This is a genomic window from Microvirga sp. CF3016 (assembly GCF_036314085.1).
In the GTDB taxonomy this organism is placed as follows: domain Bacteria; phylum Pseudomonadota; class Alphaproteobacteria; order Rhizobiales; family Beijerinckiaceae; genus Microvirga.
The window spans coordinates 78,298-95,072 of sequence record NZ_JAYGGM010000007.1 but is presented as its reverse complement, the minus strand read 5'-3'; the positions used below and the strand labels follow the sequence as shown (position 1 = coordinate 95,072).

Here is a 16,775-nt window from a genome sequence, read left to right as displayed (position 1 = left end):
GGAGTTCAACGGCGATCCGGGATCGAATAGGTCCCGGTCGCATGGCAGACCACGTCGGGACTGCCCTCGGAAGTGATCGACACCTCCCCGACCGCGAGCCGCTTGCCGAGCTTGAGCAGGCGGCAATCCGCGAGCAGATCGCGCGGCTCCGGCTTACGCAGGAAGTTGAAGTTGAGGCTGGTGGTGACGGCAAGCGCCACGGGACCGATATGGGCGAGGATTGCCGCGTAGAGGGCGACATCCGCGAGCCCCATCATGGACGGACCCGAGATGGTGCCCCCGGGCCGCAGGTGGCGCTCGTGATAGGTCATGCGCATCCGAGCGGAGAGCGGGCCGATCTCGTCCACGAAATAGGTCCGTCCTCCCGCGTGCATCTGCGGGAATTCCCTATCGAGGAAAGCTGTCAGGTCGTCCTTGGTCATGATTGGGTGATGCGAAGCCATGCGTCGAATGCTCATTGAACTGCCCTGCCCTATCCCATACGTTCCCGTCATGGATCACAGCAATTACCCGAACGATTACATCCGCGGCATTCTCAACAGCGTGAAGACCATCGCGCTGGTCGGCGCCTCGTCGAATCCGGCCCGCCCAAGCTGGATCGTCACCAAGTACCTGCTGGAGCGCGGCTACGACGTGATCCCGATCAATCCCGGCCTGGCCGGCGGCGAACTCCTCGGCAAGACCGTCTACGCCTCCCTCAAGGACGTGCCCGTCCCCATCGACATGGTCGAGATCTTCCGCAACTCGGAAGCGGCCGGCCCGATCACCGACGAGGCGCTCTCCCTCGACCCGCTGCCCAAGGTCCTGTGGATGCAGCTCTCGGTGCGCAACGACGAGGCGGCCGCCAAGGCCGAGGCCAAGGGCCTGAAGGTCGTGATGGACCGGTGTCCCAAGATCGAATTCGGCCGGCTCTCCGGCGAGATTTCCTGGCAGGGGGTGAACTCGCGCATGCTGAGCTCCAAGAAGCCGGTCCTGTCCGGCAAGGGCTTCCAGAAGCTCAGCCTCAACCGGCCTTGACGGGTTCCGTCCGCGCGACGTTTCATGGGCCCGTCCCGACCGGACCAACTCATGTGATGGCCGTCCCCGGACGTGATCCGGGGATCAGTCCCGGCCATCCCGCTTGTGTGAAGCGCCGCGCTCTTCGCATCGGGATCACCGGCCCGGTCCCCGGATCAAGTCCGGGGAGGTGATGACGGGGAGTGAGTTGAATACAGCCCGAGCAGGCTGCCTCAGATGACGAAGAAGTCGGTGTTCTTGAGGGCGAGCTTGGTCGACAGGGTGGCGATCTGGATCGCTTCCGCCCCCCCGGTGCCATCCTTGTCGTAGAGGAGCGCGCCGGTGTTCTTGTTGTAGACGATCCGGTCGTTCGCATCGTGCGCCGCCGATTTCGTGCCGGCATGGAACGCGCTCTTCGTGAGAATGCCCACCTTGCTGATCTTCGAGAACACGCTCTTGGCCAAGTGGATCGTGTCGTCGGCCACGTTGAAGTCGCTGATCGTGTCGAGCTCGCTGGCCTTGTGCTGCTTGTTGGTGCGGGCCAACCGGGTGTCGAACACGAAGATGTCCTGGTCCGCCCCGCCCGTGAGCACGTCGCGCCCGGCGCCGCCGGCGATCCGGTCGTTGCCGCCCAGGCCGCTGAGCGCGTCGCGCCCGGCCGCCCCGGAGATCAGGTCGTTGCCGTTCTCGCCCGTGAGGCTGTCCGCCCCGGCGGTGCCCGACAGCGTCAGGCCGGTGGTCTCGATCACGTTGGTGACGCCGACCGCGACGGTCTGGCTGGTGGCGAGCCCGTAGGCGTCGGTGGCCGTGAGGGTGAGGCTGTAGCTGGCGCGGGTCTCGAAATCGAGCGCCTTGAGCAGCACCAGGGCGTTGCCCACGAGCCCGAAGGTGCCGGTGGGATCGACGAGCGTGTAGGTGAGCGCGTCGCCCTCCGCGTCGCGGGCCGCCACGGTGGCGATCGGCGTGCCGGTGAGCGCGTTCTCGGCAAAGGCGGTCTGCGTCAGGCCGACGCTGTCGGGCTTGGTGTTGTAGAGGATCTCGGTGGTGTCCCTGAACTTCAGGAAGCGGACGTTGGTCAGGGTGTCGGTGTCGAGCGTGGGGTCTGATTTGGCCGCGACCGTCGTCACGCCATTGACGGTGGAGACGTCGTATTGGGAGCGGTTGCTGCTGAAGATCACGGTATCGTTGCCGCCGCCGCCGTCGATCGTGTCGTTGCCGATCGCACCGTCGAACGTCTCCGCTCCGGCGCCGCCATAGGCGCGGTCGTTGCCCCGATCGAGAAAGATGGTCCCGGTGATCGTTCCGCCCCGGCCGTCGTAGAGATCGCCTACAGAATAGGGGCCGGGTCCTTGACTACCAAAATTGATTGCGCCCCTGATATGACCCGTGTTGATGACGGTGTCCCCGATGGTCGTTGTATGACTGGTGGGAGCAAAGTTGATGGCGTTCACTTCTCCCACAATGGAGCCGGAATTGACGATCATGCGTGGATTAATTGCATGAGAAAGGACAATGCCGGTTTGTCCCTGGATTGCCCCGATATTGGTGATCGTCACCGAACCATGCACTTCGATACCCGCTCCGGTGGTGCCCCGAATCGAGCCGCCGTTGACGAGTGCATCCCCCGTCAACCTGTTACCGTCGCCGAACTTGACCCCCGTTCCCCCTGAAATCGAACCGTAGTTCCGCAGGAAGCCTGCTTGAGCGCTTTCGCCCAATCCAAAAATATAGGCGCCGAAGGCTTGGCCCGACACGGACGCGCCGCTGGCGATTTGGATGTAGGACCCAAGTCCGACATGGAGGCCGGTTCCCATCTGGCTCATGACCTGCGAGCCGGACAGGAGCGTAATATAATTACTTGTCCCACCGGAGCGGATGCCGTCGGCTCCAGCGCCGCTGGCCGAGAGGACGATCCCCGGATTGAGAAGGACATTGTCACCGGTGACCAGCGACAGGGCATGCTGGCCGGTGGTGGAGATGCTTTGGGTAGGGACGTAATTGGTCATCGGCTCTCAGGCTCCTGCAACAATACTTCGTTTTCATTACTGGCCCTGAAGACATGTAGCAACGTTTCATATTGGCAATAGTGACGCAGGGGCATGCCCGCGACGGCGAAGGGACATTCCCTGGTGGCACGGGTGCGCAGGCCAGGCGCCCGGACGCTCCTCCGGGGCGCGGCCGCACATCCGGCCAAGCACCGGCTCTCCCGCCTGGGAGCCAGCACTGCCCGTCAGGATCCCGGCGTTAGGGCGCGCCGTCATCCCTGTCCCCGGACGTGATCGGGGATCCGTATCGGCGATCCACTTCTTCAAGGAGCACCGCCCTCATCCTGAGGAGGCTGCGCAGCGGCCGTCTCGAAGGATGAGGGCGCTGGAGCCTCCTGCGAGACGCAGACGGACGTCTGCTCCTCAGGATGAGGCAGGAGGGTGTTGGACACGGGCCTACCGGTCCCGACACCCTCGCCGTCATGGCCGGCCTTGTGCCGGCCATCCCGATTGTTTGTAGCGCGGCGCTTTTCCGATCGGGATCACCGGGACGAGCCCGGTGATGACGTGGGAGAGGTTGTGAGGACCTGGCCAGGCCTGTGAGCGCGTGATGTTATGTTCTCACTTTGTTCTTGACACTGTGTTGCACATGGGCTAGAGACTTGCCCCAGATCTGCTCCTGCGAGGGGCGCGCTCGAGGCGTCGCAGCGTGGGAGCAGGCACGGTCCTGTGGGGTGGTCTCGCACGCCGCCCCGACAGGAGGCCCAGGATGCCCGGCGGGTGGTCGGGACCGGTCGCAGGCCCCCATTGCACGAGACGGACCACGCCTGCGGCGGTCGACTGAGCCTGCCGCTCCTGTCCGCCTAAAAGAACCGTGCGCGAGGTGCCGTCCGGCTCTTCCATCTTCCATAGCAATCGAGCCGGGCTGCCCACTCGCGCCACCCTCGATCATCTTTCGGCTCGGAGCCTCACGGCTCCGGGCCTGAGGGTGCTGGCTCTTTGACATCACACAGCAGCGTCCTGCCACCCACCACGTCATGGCCGGGCCTGCCCCGGCCATCCACGTCTTGCGGGCCAGCAAGAGGCAGCCAGGCTGCCGAACACGCACCTTGACGGAAGAACATATCGTTCTTTAAATAGAACGCCGTCATCTCCTAGAGGAACGCCCCGACCATGACCGACCGTCTGCCAGGCTTCAACACACTCGCCATCCACGCCGGAGCGGCTCCCGATGCTGCGACCGGGGCCCGCGCGACACCGATCTACCAGACCACGTCCTTCGTCTTCGACGACGTGGACCACGCGGCCTCGCTCTTCGGCCTGCAGGCCTTCGGCAATATCTATTCCCGCATCGGCAACCCGACCTGCTCCGTGCTCGAGGAACGCATCGCGGCCCTGGAAGGCGGCACGGCGGGGCTCGCCGTCGCCTCGGGTCACGCGGCGCAGTTCCTGGTCTTCCACACGTTGCTTCAGCCCGGCGACGAGTTCGTCGCGGCCAAGAAGCTCTATGGCGGCTCGATCAACCAGTTCAACCACGCCTACAAGAACTTCGGCTGGAACGTGGTCTGGGCCGATTCGGACGATCCGTCCTCCTTCGAGGCGGCCGTCACCCCGAAGACCAAGGCGATCTTCGTCGAATCCATCGCCAATCCGGGCGGCGTGATCGTCGACCTCCAGGCCATCGCGGCCATCGCCAAGAAGCACCGCATCCCGTTCATCGTCGACAATACGATGGCGACGCCCTACCTGATCCGCCCCTTCGAGCACGGCGCGGACATCATCGTCCACTCGGCCACGAAATTCCTCGGCGGCCATGGCAACTCGATCGGCGGCCTCATCGTGGACGGCGGCTCGTTCAACTTTGCGGGCGACGACCGCTATCCCATGCTGTCCAAGCCGCGCCCGGAATATGCCGGCATGGTGCTGGGCGAGACCTTCGGCAATTTCGGCTTCGCCATCGCCTGCCGGGTGCTCGGTCTGCGCGACCTGGGACCGGCGCTCTCGCCCTTCAACGCCTTCCTGATCCTCAACGGCATCGAGACCCTGCCGCTGCGCATGCAGCGCCACTCGGACAATGCCCTGGCGGTTGCCGAGCATCTTCAGGGCCACGGCAAGATCTCCTGGGTCAGCTATCCGGGCCTGCGCTCGGACCGCTATCATAACCTCGCCAAGCAGTACTGCCCCAAGGGCGCCGGGGCGGTGTTCACCTTCGGCCTCAAGGGCGGCTACGAGGCCGGCGTGAAGCTGGTCTCGAACCTCAAGCTGTTCTCGCACCTGGCCAATATCGGCGACACCCGCTCCCTGGTGATCCACCCGGCCTCCACCACACACCGCCAGCTCACCGACGAGCAGAAGACGCAGGCCGGAGCGGGCCCGGAGGTGGTGCGCCTCTCCATCGGCCTCGAAGACACGCAGGACCTGATCGACGACCTCAACCAGGCTCTCGACGCCGCGTAAGCTATACCTTCCGCTTCGCGTTCTCAGCCCGTCATGGCCGGCCCTGTGCCGGCCATCCCGACCCCATGAGGCGCTGCGCTTCTCCAATCGAGATCACCGGCACAAGGCCGGTGATGACGTCGAGAGTTGCCGCCAAAGACGTAACAAAAGGGCGGCCCGAGAGCCGCCCTTTTCGATGGGATGGACCTCGACACTTACGCAGCGCGAGACGTGCCGGCCTTCTTGTAGGTGTTGTGGATAGCGTTGAGCGAACGCTCGAGCGCCGTCCAGAGGCGACCGATCTCCTCGGCCCCTTGCGAATTCGCATCGAATTCGCGAGCGCCCTCACCGGTTGCGAGGGAGAGCGTCAGCTCGGGGCGATGGGTGATCTGGCCGGCCCAGACCGGAACCTGGAGTGCATTCAAGGCGCCGCGCGCATCGGCCACCACGTGGGCCTCGGCGTCTCCGTGCTTGGCCGGAGCGGCATTGATGACCGCAGCGTATGGCTTGCGGTGCTCGCGGGCGATGGCGACCGTGTCCTGCAGGGCGGCGATGTCGAACAGGCTCGCCCGGGTGGGAATGATCACGAGGGTGGCCTGCTTGATCGCCTCGGCGACGATCGAAGACTTGTTCGGAGGCGTGTCCACGAGAACCCACTCATAGCCTTCGCGCTTCGCTTCCCTGATGGCGTCGGCGATGTTGCGCACATTGTGCTTGAGCCCCAGGTATTCCTGATCGCGGATCTTGTGCCAGAGGGACAGGGAGCCCTGCGGATCGTTGTCGATCAGCAATGTTCGGCGTGAAGGGTTGGCGATATAACTCGCGAGGTGAGCAGCTAGCGTGCTCTTACCCGAGCCGCCTTTCCGCGAAGCAAAGACCAGCACATTCATGCCTGACTCCTCATAAGCCTGTTCCGACAGCCCTGCCTTTAGGGGTTAAGCCTATCTTAATATTGTTCACCTGTAGCAGAGCAAGTACTGATTTCCTAATTCCTGCCGTATTCCCACTGCGATTTTTCCCGCTCGGTGCCTTCGATTGCTCGGTTTCAGGCCTTCGTCCGGCAGCGGGTTCGGCTTGCCGGGATTCGTGAAGGCGTTGGAAACCCTCGTGCAGAGCGTGAAAACGCTCGCGCGGAAACCCGTTGTTCGGGAATTGACGCGAGCAGCCTGCCCCGAGCGCCCCAAGATGGTCTGCGACGCACTCTTCGAGGATCAGGCTGCCGTTCCAAGCTTCGCAGTGGGCTCATTACCCTGAGAAGGGCGACCAGGATTCCTATTCTGAAACAGGTTTTCAGCGGCGGAACCACCGTTCCGCTTGGCCGTTAAGCTCCAGACTTCACAAGTCTTAGGAGCTGACAAATGTCCAAGAAAATCTTGTTTGCAGGCGCTGTTCTCGCCTCCCTGGTCCCTGCGGCCGCCTTTGCTCAATCGGGCGGCGCTGCAGCCGGCGCGACCACTGGTGCTGTGGGCGGCGCCATCGTTGGCGGGCCTGTCGGAGCAGTCGTCGGCGGCGTGACTGGCGCGATCGTGGGCGGTCTCGCCGATCAGCAGCAGCCGCAGTTCCGCCAGTACGTGGTGACCCAGGGCGTTCCGTCCTATCGCTATACGGAAGAGGTTCGCGTCGGCACAACCCTCCCGGCTTCCGGCGTGCAGTATTATGAGGTTCCGGCCGAGTACGGCGTGAGCAATTATCGCTACACGGTGGTGAACGACACCCCGGTTCTGGTCGAGCCCGGCACCCGCCGCATCGTCCAGGTCATCCGCTAAATCTCAGCGGACAATGAGCTTCGGGGCGGCCCTAGCGGCCGCCCTTTTGTTATGCCCAGGTCGTGCTCACGCGGGCATGGACGACCGCCATGGCGAGCACGGCCATGGCGAAGACCTGGTGGGCCAGTCCGGCCCATAGGGGCACCGCGAGCAGCAGGGTCACGATCCCGAGGGCCATCTGGGCCAGCACCAGACCGGCCATGCTGGTCGCCCGGCCGGCTGTCTTCGACCTTGGGGCCCGGCGCCGCAGGGTCCAGGCATGCCACACGGCAAAGGCCACGATGGCATAGGCGACGATACGGTGATTGAATTGAACGAGAAGGACGTTGTCGACGAAGTTCTCGATCCAGGGCTTGACCACGAACAGGGCCGAGGCGGGCGGGATGAAGACCCCATCCATGAGCGGCCAGGTATTGTAGGTCAGCCCGGCCTTTGATCCGGCCACAAGACCGCCCAAGGCGATCTGGAACAGGATCAGTCCGACCAGAATGCGGGGCGCATACCCTGCCAGAGCCTCTTCTTCGACCGCGCCGGAGCGGTCCTTCAGCCCTGATGCGACCCAGACGAGGCAGGCCAGGATAATGCTGGCGACCGTCAGGTGCAGGGCGAGCTTGATGGGAGCCACGGCGGTCATGCCCGGCTCGAGACCGGATGCCACCATGATCCAGCCGATGGCGCCTTGAAGCCCCCCCAGGGCGCCGATGCCGAGAAGGGTCAAAGCCAGCCGGCCCTTGATGATCCCCCGCGCCCAGAACCAGACCAGCGGCAGGAAGAAGACGAGACCGATCAGGCGGCCGAGCTGCCTGTGTCCCCACTCCCAGGCATAGATGAACTTGAACTCGGACAGGGTCATGCCCTTGTTGACGAGCTCATATTGCGAAATCTGCCGGTACTTCTCGAACTCCGCCATCCAGGCCTGCTCGGTCAGCGGCGGAATGGCGCCGGTCACGGGCTTCCATTCCGTGATCGAGAGACCGGAGCCGGTCAGGCGCGTGGCGCCGCCCACCGCGACCATCAGGACGACCAGGGCCGCAAGGCAATAGATCCAGGCGCGAACGGCGGACAGGGATCGGCTCTGGGGCATGCGCGCCAAAGGCACGCCCTCGGCGGAGGCTGCGACAGCCATGCTCACTCTCATCGTCGATTAGGGCTTGAACCCAGGATACGGACGTCACATAGAGGCTATGCCTCCGAGAGGCAATTCATGCCGGTGACGCACCGTCACGACCCGACGTTGACGCTTTGAGGATTTCGGCCATGGGCATTCGCTTGCGCAAGCTGATCGGCACAGTGGTGATGCTGACCTTCATCCTCTTCTATGCGCTGTTCGCGATGGCGGTCGCCGAAGGCCGGATCACGCAGGCGCCGAAGCTTCTTCAGACCGTTGCCTATATCGTGCTCGGCCTAATCTGGATCGTTCCGCTCATGCCGCTCGTTCGCTGGATGGCGAAGCCGGACAAGTCCTAAGCCCCGCCTATTCCCTCGATGATCGTGCCCGTGCCGCCGCAGATCGGGCACGGCGTGACGCCGATGCGGCCGCTGCCCTTGCATTCGGGGCAGACATTTTCACCCGCTCCCGGCGTTCCCGGCTCGGCCTGGTCACCGGGATTGAGCTTCGTCTGATCGGAAGCGGCCTGATCTTTCGGTGTGCTGGTCATGGCTAAGCTCGCATGAGAGTTCATGCGATCAACGCGGCAGCCGAATCGAGGTTTCTGCGGCGGGCAAAGAAAAGGCCCGCCGGAAGCGGGCCCTCTGAAGATTTCTTAGCGGCACACCCGGCGGCTGCGGTGCTCCCAACCCCAGCCCGGAACCCATTCCCGGTAGCGCTCGGTGAAGCAGCGCTCCACATAGACCTCGCGAACCGGGCGCTCGTAATAGACCGGCGCAGCCTCTTCGACATAGACCGGCGGGGGAGGCGGCGGGGGAGCGCGATAGACGACCGGAGGCTGCGGCTGGGCCACGGCCGCACCGACGGCGGCGCCGACGGCAAGACCTCCCAGGGCCCCGAGAGCCACGGCGGCGCCGGGCGACAGGCGATCACGCGCTGCAGCCGGTTGGGCGGCAGCCAGGCCGGTGACCAGCGCCAGAGCCGCGGCCGTACCGGAGACAAGACGGAAGATCTTCATGATCATCACCTACGACAGGAGGGAGGCCACCTGCCTTCCTCTTCATGTCATGAGATATACTGTTCAAAACCTCTCTGAAAGCTGAACAGATTGTGGCAAAGCTTCGGCTTCGGCCAAACTTACCGGAATGGTGAGCAAGCCGTTAAGGCCATCGCGCACGCCGGACAGTTCGGGCAATGATCATGCGCCGGCGCTGCGCAGCGGCACCGAGAGCAGCACGCGGACGAGGTCCGCCTGACGGTTGGTGTCGGTCTTCCGGAACAGATTCTTCAGGTGGAAGACGACAGTCGTCTGGGCGACTTCAAGCTCTTCGGCGATTTGATCGAGGCGCTTGCCATCGATCAGCATGAGGGCCACCCGGGTTTCGGACGGCGTCAAGTTGTAGAGCCGGACAAGCGTGTCGCCCGAGACCTTGGCCCGCTGCTCCGTGTCGATCACGAGCAGGACGACGGCCTCCGGCCGCTCCTCCGCGGAGAAACGCTGTCCCGGGATGAGGACGAGGTAAGGCCGCCCGCCCGAGATCCGCGGAAACGACACGATCTCATCCAGAGCCTCCTCCTCGAAAGCCTTCTCGATGGCCGAATGGAGCTTGCTGTTTTGCTTCGCCACCGAACCCTTCAGGATGCCCTGCGCGACGCTCAGGCCATCGCCCTCCGCCAGAATCCGTTGCGCTTCCTTGTTCATCACACGAACGGCACCGGTTTCGTCGACGATCACCACGCCGACCAGAAAACGATCGAAGGCGAAGGTGGCCTTGTAGAGGGCGTCCACCGTTCGTCCCTTTGCGGATTTCAGGATCTCTTGCCAGGATTCTTCCGCCCGGTGAACGGCGCTCGTCTGGACGCGGACGACCTGATCGAGACGGGCGGAAATGGTCGCCAGCAGAATCTCGTAATCGATCGGCTTGACGAGATAATCGTCCGCTCCCGCCTGCTTGCCGCTGAGAACGTCGTTCCGTTCCGCCAGGGCTGTCAGGAAGATGAAGGGAATATCCGACATGGTGCCCTGCTCTCGCAGGGCCTTGAGCACATCGTAGCCGCCAAGGCCCGGCATGGTGATATCGCAGAGGACGAGGTCGGGACGGTGCCTTTGGAGGAGGCTCAGCGCCTCGCTGCCGTTGGCAGCCTGGAGCACACGATAATTGGCGGCCTCCAGCTCTTCGGCGATGTCGCCTCTCAGGTCGTCCTCGTCTTCAACGCAAAGAATTGTTTTTTGATCGTTCATTGGAGTCCATCACTCATGCAGCCTGTTGCGTCTGATCGGCATTGGCTATGGGCAGATCGAAGGTAAACAGAGATCCCGCCGCTTCATAGCTCTCAACCTGAATGTCGCCACCATGCAAGTGCATGATCCTCTGGGCGAAATTCAACCCGATACCCGTTCCGGCAATGCCCGAAGCCGTGCGGGCCCGGTAGAAGCGATCGAAGATCTTCGGCAATTCATCGGCCGGAATGCCGATGCCCCAATCACGGACGGAGCAGAACGCGCGAGATCCATCCATCCAGATCTTGATCTCGACAAGCGGCGTATCGCCCGAATACTTGATGGCATTCGACAGAAGATTGACGACCACCTGCTCGATGAGCATGCCATCGCAATAGACCCTGACAGGGACCTCCGGAACGTCGAAGCGGATCTCGGCCTGTGAGCTGACCTCGCGCTGCCGCTCGCAAATGTCCATGACGAGATCGACCAGATTGTAGGAGGCCGGATTGACCTCGATCGTTCCTGCGTCGAGTTTGGCCGCATTCAGCACGCTCTCCACGAGACGCGTCAATCGGGTTCCGGCATTTCGGATCTTCTGGATGCGCGTGACGAGCTCGTCCTGCGTCAGATCCGACCCTCGGCGAAGAATGCGCTGAGCGCTGGAATCCAGAATGGCGAGCGGCGTCCGGAACTGGTGAGACACCATGGATACGAAGTTCCGGTAAGCATTCGAGGTTTCACGCTCGCGCTCGAGAGCCGATTCAAGAGCCTTCGCAACCTGCTTGTACCCTGAAATATCCGTCAGACGCACGAAGATGGTCGCCCCATCGGCTTTCGTAAGGGAAAGGCGAGCCCACGTATCCTTCTTCATCAGAAGATCGAGTTCGATCTCCTCGAAGGGAGATTGCGCATTCACGAGCCGCATATCGGCGCCCTCGCACATGGCGAAACACCGCAGAAAACTGCTGAGGTTCATCTCATCCTGGCACCACAGCGATACCGGAGCGGCAGCCCAGATCTGCTCGTTGGCGAAGAGGAGCTTTCCTGTCCAGTCGAAGGCCGCAAATCCGTCCGATGCTGATTTGATCGCCGCGATCAGGCGGCGCTCGGCTTGGCGCAGGGCTGCCGTCCGCTGAAGCACCTTGATCTCGAGATCGAAGTTCTGGCGCTCCGCCTGCTTGCGTGCCAGCCATTGCTCGGTCACGTCGCGCATGAAGGCGATGCCCAGCTTGCGCTCGGCCATGGAGACAGGAAAGCAGTTGATCTCCAGGCATCGCTCCTGCCCGTCGGGTGAGGATGCCTCGTGCTGGAAGACCGAGCTTATTCCGTCAGTGGCCCGGACGAGCGACCCGAGCACCTCCTCCTGGGCGAAGATCGGATCGACATCCTGCATATGCTGTCCGACGGCTCGGTCCGGCTTTATGTTCAGCAGGTCTTCCATGCCCGGGTTCCAGAGCAGGCATCGAAGCTGGGCATCGAACATGACGATGCCTTGATCGCTGATGTTGTTGATGACCAGATCGGAGAGCTCCTGCTCCTGCTTGAGAAGCTGCTTCGCCTGAGTCGTCTCCTGCGCACCTTTGAACAGACGGATCACCAGGAACGCCGCGCTGACGGCTATGCCCACGATATAAGCGAAGCTCTCGAAGACGTAGCGTAGATACAGCGAGCGCTTCTCCGCAGTCTCTTCATGGCTGAGCAGCATCGCCCGGTTTGCAATATTCCTCAGCTGGTAGGCAAGATCGTGAACCTGCTCCCTCAGCCTCGTTGCAGTCTGCGCATCAATTGGATTTTCAAGAAGCGGTTCGGCATCGTTGAGCTGCCGGTAAAATTCTTTGAGGCTCTCGAAGGCCCCGACTTTGACGATCAGCTGTTTCTGAGCGCCCTCGAGAAGAACCGACAGTCGGCTGATCAGGATCGCCACGCGAAAGCTGGGCGTCTGTTCCGGACTGGTAAAGACCTCTCCCATCCCAGCTCGGGCCAAAGTCTCAGCCGTGATCGACGCCTCAAACTGAGTCTGGGAAACCTCCCACAAATTGCTGTAGCTGTCTCCGGTTCGCGTATCGTGCTCCACATCGAGCAGCCGCCACACCGTGAAAGTGAGAGAAATTGCGAGTACCCCGATCGCTGCGAGCGTGACCAGAGAAGCCTTGTAATTCCTCAGCTTGAGCTTCATGGCAGCACAATCTGCAGCTGGTCGGGTTTCCAATCGATGTTTCCCGAAACCGTCAGCAAGACCGCTTCCTGGGCACGAGGCAATGGCTCAGCGGCACGGGAAGGCGCCGGACCTCCGAGAAGGATCATCCCAGACAGGAGAAACGCAAGGCGCAGCATAAACCCCAATCCCGGAGAGATTATAATAAAACACAGGCATCATTGGCGATTTGTTGCGAAAAATCCAGTGCCGTGTGTGAGAAAGCGCCGCCGTCTCTCCTTGAGGCATTCCTCCGGGCAATAAGCAAATTCATCTGGACTAATCTCTGTGTTTCTGAGGCATGGCCTTTTACACAATATTGACCCTGAACTATAAGCAGTCACACTCGGCACCAACAACCGGCCAATGAATTACTCAACGCACCTTGCCAGCTTCATCTCACGACTGATCCGAAACTACATGGTTTACTGGGATGATCAGCTTAACAACATGGGCGAGATCGGGATTGTGCGAGCTTGGCCGGTGGCGCTATATTTCCGCCCGACTATCAGCAGGCCCTCTGCCGGAGTTTCGCAACCAAGGAGTTTGATATGCGCAAATTCGTAATGGCCGTGGTCGGTGCCGCAGTGCTCATGTCGGCAGTGCCCGCCACCGCCACCCCGCTCCAGACCCGTCCCCTGCCCCAGATCGACCAGGCATACCCGAATGAGAGCTATGCTCAGTATTACCGCCGCGGGTACCGCCCTTACTACCGCCCGTACTACCGTGACCGGTATTACTATCGTCGCGACAACGGCGCGGCCGTGGCCGCCGGCGTCGCCGGCCTCGCGGCGGGCGCGCTGATCGCCGGCGCTATCGCCAACCAGGCCCAGGCGCAGCCCGCCGCCCCTCCGCCTCCCGGCACGGTCGACCCGCAGCTTGCCGCTTACTGCGCCCGCAAGTACCGCTCCTACGATCCGGCGACGGGAACCTTCCTGGCGACGAACGGGATGCGGTACGTCTGCACTTACTGATACGACCTCCGACACGCCATCGTCCCGAACCCTGCCGCGACCTGCGGCAGGGTTTTTGCTTTGCAACCCTGGGATGAGCGCAAAGCCTTTACCTCGTCGGCCTGCGCGTTAGATCAGAAAGGGCGATCCCCTCCCGAACCGACACTTTCCAGAAAGGCTAAGACCAGCTCAATGGCTCAAGACCCTGACCGCAACGGTACCGTCGTTCCACCCACCGAGGCAGCCCTCCTGACCTCTGGCAACATGACTGAACTCGAGCTGGTTCTCCCGGATCTGGGCGATGAGGATCTGCCCGAGATCGCCGTCTTTCTCGTGGCCTGCGCCATGCGCTTCCACAGCGATCCGGACTTCGTCCAGGAACAGCTCGAATGGCTCGTCAAGGCCCATGACGCGGAGGTCGACGAGGGTATGAGGCCCGATCAGCTGAACTCCGCCAACGACGACTGATCGGGCCGGATCGGCTCACCCTATTAGTCGATGAATTCGACGGGAGTTCCCTTCTCGACCATCTTCGACAGTTCCTCCACATCCCAGTTCGTGAGCCTCACGCAGCCCTGGGAATAGGCCTTGCCGACCTTCTCGGGCTCGGGCGTTCCATGGATGCCGAAGGACTCGATGGAGAGGTCGATCCAGGTACTTCCGACCGGGTTGTTCGGGCCCGGCTTGATCTCGAACTTCTCCTTGGCCTTCACGCCCTTGAACGCGTAATCCGGGTTATAGGTATAGTTCGGGTTCGGAGCCACGGCGCGCACCCTGTGCGATCCGCTGGGTGCGGGCTTTTCCTCGCTGCCGATCGAGGCCGGGTAGACCGCGACCACGGTGCCGCCCTTGTCCAGGACGCGCAGGACATGTTGGCTTTTGACGATCTCGATCTTATCGGCCTTCTCCGGTTTCTCCGGCGCGGACTGCGCATCGACGTTGGCCACGACGATGGATGTCCCCGGCTTGTCGAACGCCTTACCGGGATTCAGCGCCTTGAGCAGATCCACATCCATATGGAACTTCTCGGCCAGAAGCTCGTCCGGACCGGAATAGCCGAGCCGATCGAGACGGGCTTGATCTTCCAACTTGTCCGGGACCGTGACGAAGGGGCCTTTCACGTCGACGTCCTGGATCGTGTACTCGACCAGAGCCGGCTCGGATGACGCTTCCTTGAGTTTTGCCCAGAACTCCTCGTCGAGGGTGCCGTCCGGTTTGAGACCGCGCTCCTTTTCAAAGGCCTTGATGGCGTTCCGCAAATTCTCGCCATTGTGCCCATCGATAACGCCAGGCGAGAACCGAGCCCGGTCGAGCAGGACCTGCGTTTTGACGAGCGCCGGATCGATCTCCTTCCCCTTGCCCGCCTCGGCCGTCCATTCGGCCTTGTTCACGGTTTCGAGGTTCAGGTCCTGAGGCGCGGCCAGGACGGGGGTCGCAAGTCCCATGACTCCAACAGCAACATACGCAACGACTTTCATGAAAAGGCTCCACCGGCATCATCGTGGACAGACAAAGCCCTGGCTGCGTCCCTGTTCCCACGGGTCTACTGGCAAATACGGTAATCGCCCTTGCGCTCCCTCAGATCGAGATGGAGATGATCGCCATGGGCCGCATCCGAGCCCGGTCCGAGCACCGTGTTGAAGATGGGACAGGCTGCCTTGCGGATCGCTTCCTGGAAGGCTGCTTCGGAGGAACCTTCCGTATGGCTGCCAATCGTGAGCGGAGACCGCTTGGCGAATTCAAATCCCATGATGTCGAGACCGTTTCCGAAGGCGTGCTCGCTCAATTTCTGACCGTTGCGCTGGTCACGGCACTGGTAGGAGGTGCCGATGAGAAGTTTCGTCGGAGCGCTCTGGAACTGGCGCTCAGCCTCGGGCGCGACCACCTCGCTCATCCAGCGCGAGATGCTCTCGGCCACCGGGCAGTTCATCAGCGAGGACGGCACGATCGTGACGCCGTTCGGAAGTGCCGAGACGAGAACCGGGTTGTCGACAGCGCAAAGGTTCTCCCTCACCGGTGGGCGGCTCTCGAAGCGGAGCCCAAGCTGCGTGATGCGTTGGAGACAAGCATCCTTGGCGTCGCGGTCGAGATCGGCCTTCTGATCGAGAGGTGTCTCGATGGGCGGCACCTCTTCCGCCCGCTGTTCCGGCTCTGACGCCGTCGAACGATCCGGCCTCGGCGGGGGCAGCGGCTCAGTCGAGTGCTGCGGCGCCAAATCGTGCGGCCTGGGCGGAGGCAGCGGCGGTGCTGGATCCTGAGCCCAGGCGGCCGACGCAAGCATCATCGTCCCGGTGATGCCCCCCAGCTGTGCCATCAAGCGGCGTCGAGGACCCATGCTGCCTCCCGTTTCCGAGTTCGTTACTATCTATAATCCTCATGCGCCAAGGTTCAGTTCCATCTCAGTCTTCTGGGCGCCTTGCACTCATGCCCGGACGCTCCAAAATCGATGGATCAGAGGAGAGCCGGCATGAGTACTTTTCCGGTGGCGGGTTTGGGTTCCGACAGAAGCTTGTCGCTGGTCTCGGCAATGGCCGAGCACGAGAGCTCCTGCACCAAGCGTGTCGCAGAGCTGGTGGAACGTGTGGCAAAGCTTCGAGCCGAGCTTCAGGAGGCCGAAGCGGCATTGGAGTTCGAGAAGACCCGCATCCCGGTTCCTGGCGATTTCGTCCGTTGCCCCCTGACGCGCTTCTTCGGACGCGTCACCAAGGTTACGCCGCGTGGGAACGGCAGACCCTGGATCGAGATCGTTCCTTATCTCGGCCCCAATCTTCCCGGCCACTCTTCCATGGATCTGTTCGACAGCTGGGAGCTGATCGATCCACCCTCGGAGGCCTCGAATGCGGGCGCCAGTGGACTCGCAAAACTTCCCACCATCGCGCCTTTCATGCCGGCGAGCCGAGCCCTGATCGAGGCGCCTTCCGGCGAGGACGAGATGGAGGCGTCGCTCAGGCAGCTCTGGGCGCCGACGAACCGGATCTCGTCCTAGGCCTCACCGTCCAGTTCGTCACCTGCAACATTTCCGGGCATGTGGCGTTGGCCCTGCGGTTTCCCTGCCTGCCGTTTGCCGCAGCCTGCGAAGCCTCGAACGCGTGGCACTCGGGAAGCCTGAACCT

General features: G+C 62.5%; 17 protein-coding genes. 7 read left to right on the top strand and 10 right to left on the bottom strand.

Annotated features, from left to right (window positions below):
- Positions 1-5 precede the first annotated feature (5 nt).
- Positions 6-443 carry a PaaI family thioesterase gene (locus VB672_RS12210; RefSeq protein WP_329784461.1) on the bottom strand — a complete coding sequence of 146 codons (438 nt, stop codon included), beginning with the start codon at positions 441-443 and terminating at the stop codon, positions 6-8.
- A 49-nt stretch (positions 444-492) separates the two neighbouring features.
- On the opposite strand from VB672_RS12210, the gene VB672_RS12205 reads away from it, so the two are divergent.
- Positions 493-1,017, top strand: coding sequence for a CoA-binding protein (locus VB672_RS12205; protein ID WP_329784460.1), 525 nt, complete (start codon positions 493-495; stop codon positions 1,015-1,017).
- 212 nt (positions 1,018-1,229) lie between these two features.
- On the opposite strand, the gene VB672_RS12200 is transcribed toward VB672_RS12205, so the two are convergent.
- Complete coding sequence (locus tag VB672_RS12200) at positions 1,230-3,002, bottom strand: hypothetical protein (RefSeq protein WP_329784459.1); 1,773 nt, start codon at positions 3,000-3,002, stop codon at positions 1,230-1,232.
- A gap of 1,152 nt (positions 3,003-4,154) precedes the next feature.
- On the opposite strand from VB672_RS12200, the gene VB672_RS12195 reads away from it, so the two are divergent.
- Positions 4,155-5,438: an O-acetylhomoserine aminocarboxypropyltransferase gene (locus VB672_RS12195; protein ID WP_329784458.1), complete on the top strand. Its 1,284-nt coding sequence runs from the start codon at positions 4,155-4,157 to the stop codon at positions 5,436-5,438.
- Positions 5,439-5,632: 194 nt separating this feature from the next.
- On the opposite strand, the gene VB672_RS12190 is transcribed toward VB672_RS12195, so the two are convergent.
- Positions 5,633-6,307 carry a ParA family protein gene (locus tag VB672_RS12190; protein WP_329784457.1) on the bottom strand — a complete coding sequence of 225 codons (675 nt, stop codon included), beginning with the start codon at positions 6,305-6,307 and terminating at the stop codon, positions 5,633-5,635.
- 468 nt (positions 6,308-6,775) lie between these two features.
- Here VB672_RS12190 and VB672_RS12185 point away from each other — a divergent pair, with 468 nt between their 5' ends.
- Positions 6,776-7,183: a DUF1236 domain-containing protein gene (locus VB672_RS12185; protein WP_329784456.1), complete on the top strand. Its 408-nt coding sequence runs from the start codon at positions 6,776-6,778 to the stop codon at positions 7,181-7,183.
- Between the two features lie 49 nt (positions 7,184-7,232).
- Here VB672_RS12185 and VB672_RS12180 read toward each other — a convergent pair whose 3' ends face one another.
- Positions 7,233-8,309, bottom strand: a complete 1,077-nt coding sequence (locus VB672_RS12180) for a COX15/CtaA family protein (protein WP_442932013.1) — start codon at positions 8,307-8,309, stop codon at positions 7,233-7,235.
- Positions 8,310-8,440: 131 nt separating this feature from the next.
- Here VB672_RS12180 and VB672_RS12175 point away from each other — a divergent pair, with 131 nt between their 5' ends.
- Complete coding sequence (locus tag VB672_RS12175) at positions 8,441-8,650, top strand: DUF2842 domain-containing protein (RefSeq protein WP_329784455.1); 210 nt, start codon at positions 8,441-8,443, stop codon at positions 8,648-8,650.
- Here VB672_RS12175 and VB672_RS12170 read toward each other — a convergent pair.
- The 4 genes from VB672_RS12170 to VB672_RS12155 form a co-directional block, all read right to left on the bottom strand.
- Complete coding sequence (locus tag VB672_RS12170; protein ID WP_329784454.1) at positions 8,647-8,841, bottom strand: hypothetical protein; 195 nt, start codon at positions 8,839-8,841, stop codon at positions 8,647-8,649. The two genes, VB672_RS12175 and VB672_RS12170, sit on opposite strands and share 4 nt — an antisense overlap.
- Before the next feature lie 105 nt (positions 8,842-8,946).
- On the bottom strand, positions 8,947-9,309 hold the full coding sequence (locus VB672_RS12165) for a hypothetical protein (protein WP_329784453.1): 363 nt from the start codon (positions 9,307-9,309) through the stop codon (positions 8,947-8,949).
- Between the two features lie 180 nt (positions 9,310-9,489).
- Positions 9,490-10,533: a response regulator gene (locus tag VB672_RS12160; RefSeq protein WP_329784452.1), complete on the bottom strand. Its 1,044-nt coding sequence runs from the start codon at positions 10,531-10,533 to the stop codon at positions 9,490-9,492.
- A 13-nt stretch (positions 10,534-10,546) separates the two neighbouring features.
- Positions 10,547-12,691, bottom strand: a complete 2,145-nt coding sequence (locus VB672_RS12155; protein ID WP_329784451.1) for a sensor histidine kinase — start codon at positions 12,689-12,691, stop codon at positions 10,547-10,549.
- A gap of 569 nt (positions 12,692-13,260) precedes the next feature.
- Here VB672_RS12155 and VB672_RS12150 point away from each other — a divergent pair.
- Positions 13,261-13,683: a BA14K family protein gene (locus tag VB672_RS12150; protein WP_329784450.1), complete on the top strand. Its 423-nt coding sequence runs from the start codon at positions 13,261-13,263 to the stop codon at positions 13,681-13,683.
- A gap of 171 nt (positions 13,684-13,854) precedes the next feature.
- Positions 13,855-14,130, top strand: coding sequence for a hypothetical protein (locus tag VB672_RS12145; protein ID WP_329784449.1), 276 nt, complete (start codon positions 13,855-13,857; stop codon positions 14,128-14,130).
- A 23-nt stretch (positions 14,131-14,153) separates the two neighbouring features.
- On the opposite strand, the gene VB672_RS12140 is transcribed toward VB672_RS12145, so the two are convergent.
- Together VB672_RS12140 and VB672_RS12135 are read right to left on the bottom strand one after the other, a co-directional pair.
- Entirely contained in the window at positions 14,154-15,140 is a 987-nt protein-coding gene (locus VB672_RS12140; protein ID WP_329784448.1) for a L,D-transpeptidase family protein, read from the bottom strand.
- Between the two features lie 65 nt (positions 15,141-15,205).
- On the bottom strand, positions 15,206-15,976 hold the full coding sequence (locus VB672_RS12135; RefSeq protein WP_329784447.1) for an extensin-like domain-containing protein: 771 nt from the start codon (positions 15,974-15,976) through the stop codon (positions 15,206-15,208).
- Between the two features lie 153 nt (positions 15,977-16,129).
- Between VB672_RS12135 and VB672_RS12130 the strand changes: the two genes are divergently transcribed.
- Complete coding sequence (locus VB672_RS12130; RefSeq protein ID WP_329784446.1) at positions 16,130-16,648, top strand: hypothetical protein; 519 nt, start codon at positions 16,130-16,132, stop codon at positions 16,646-16,648.
- The last annotated feature ends 127 nt before the right edge of the window (positions 16,649-16,775 follow it).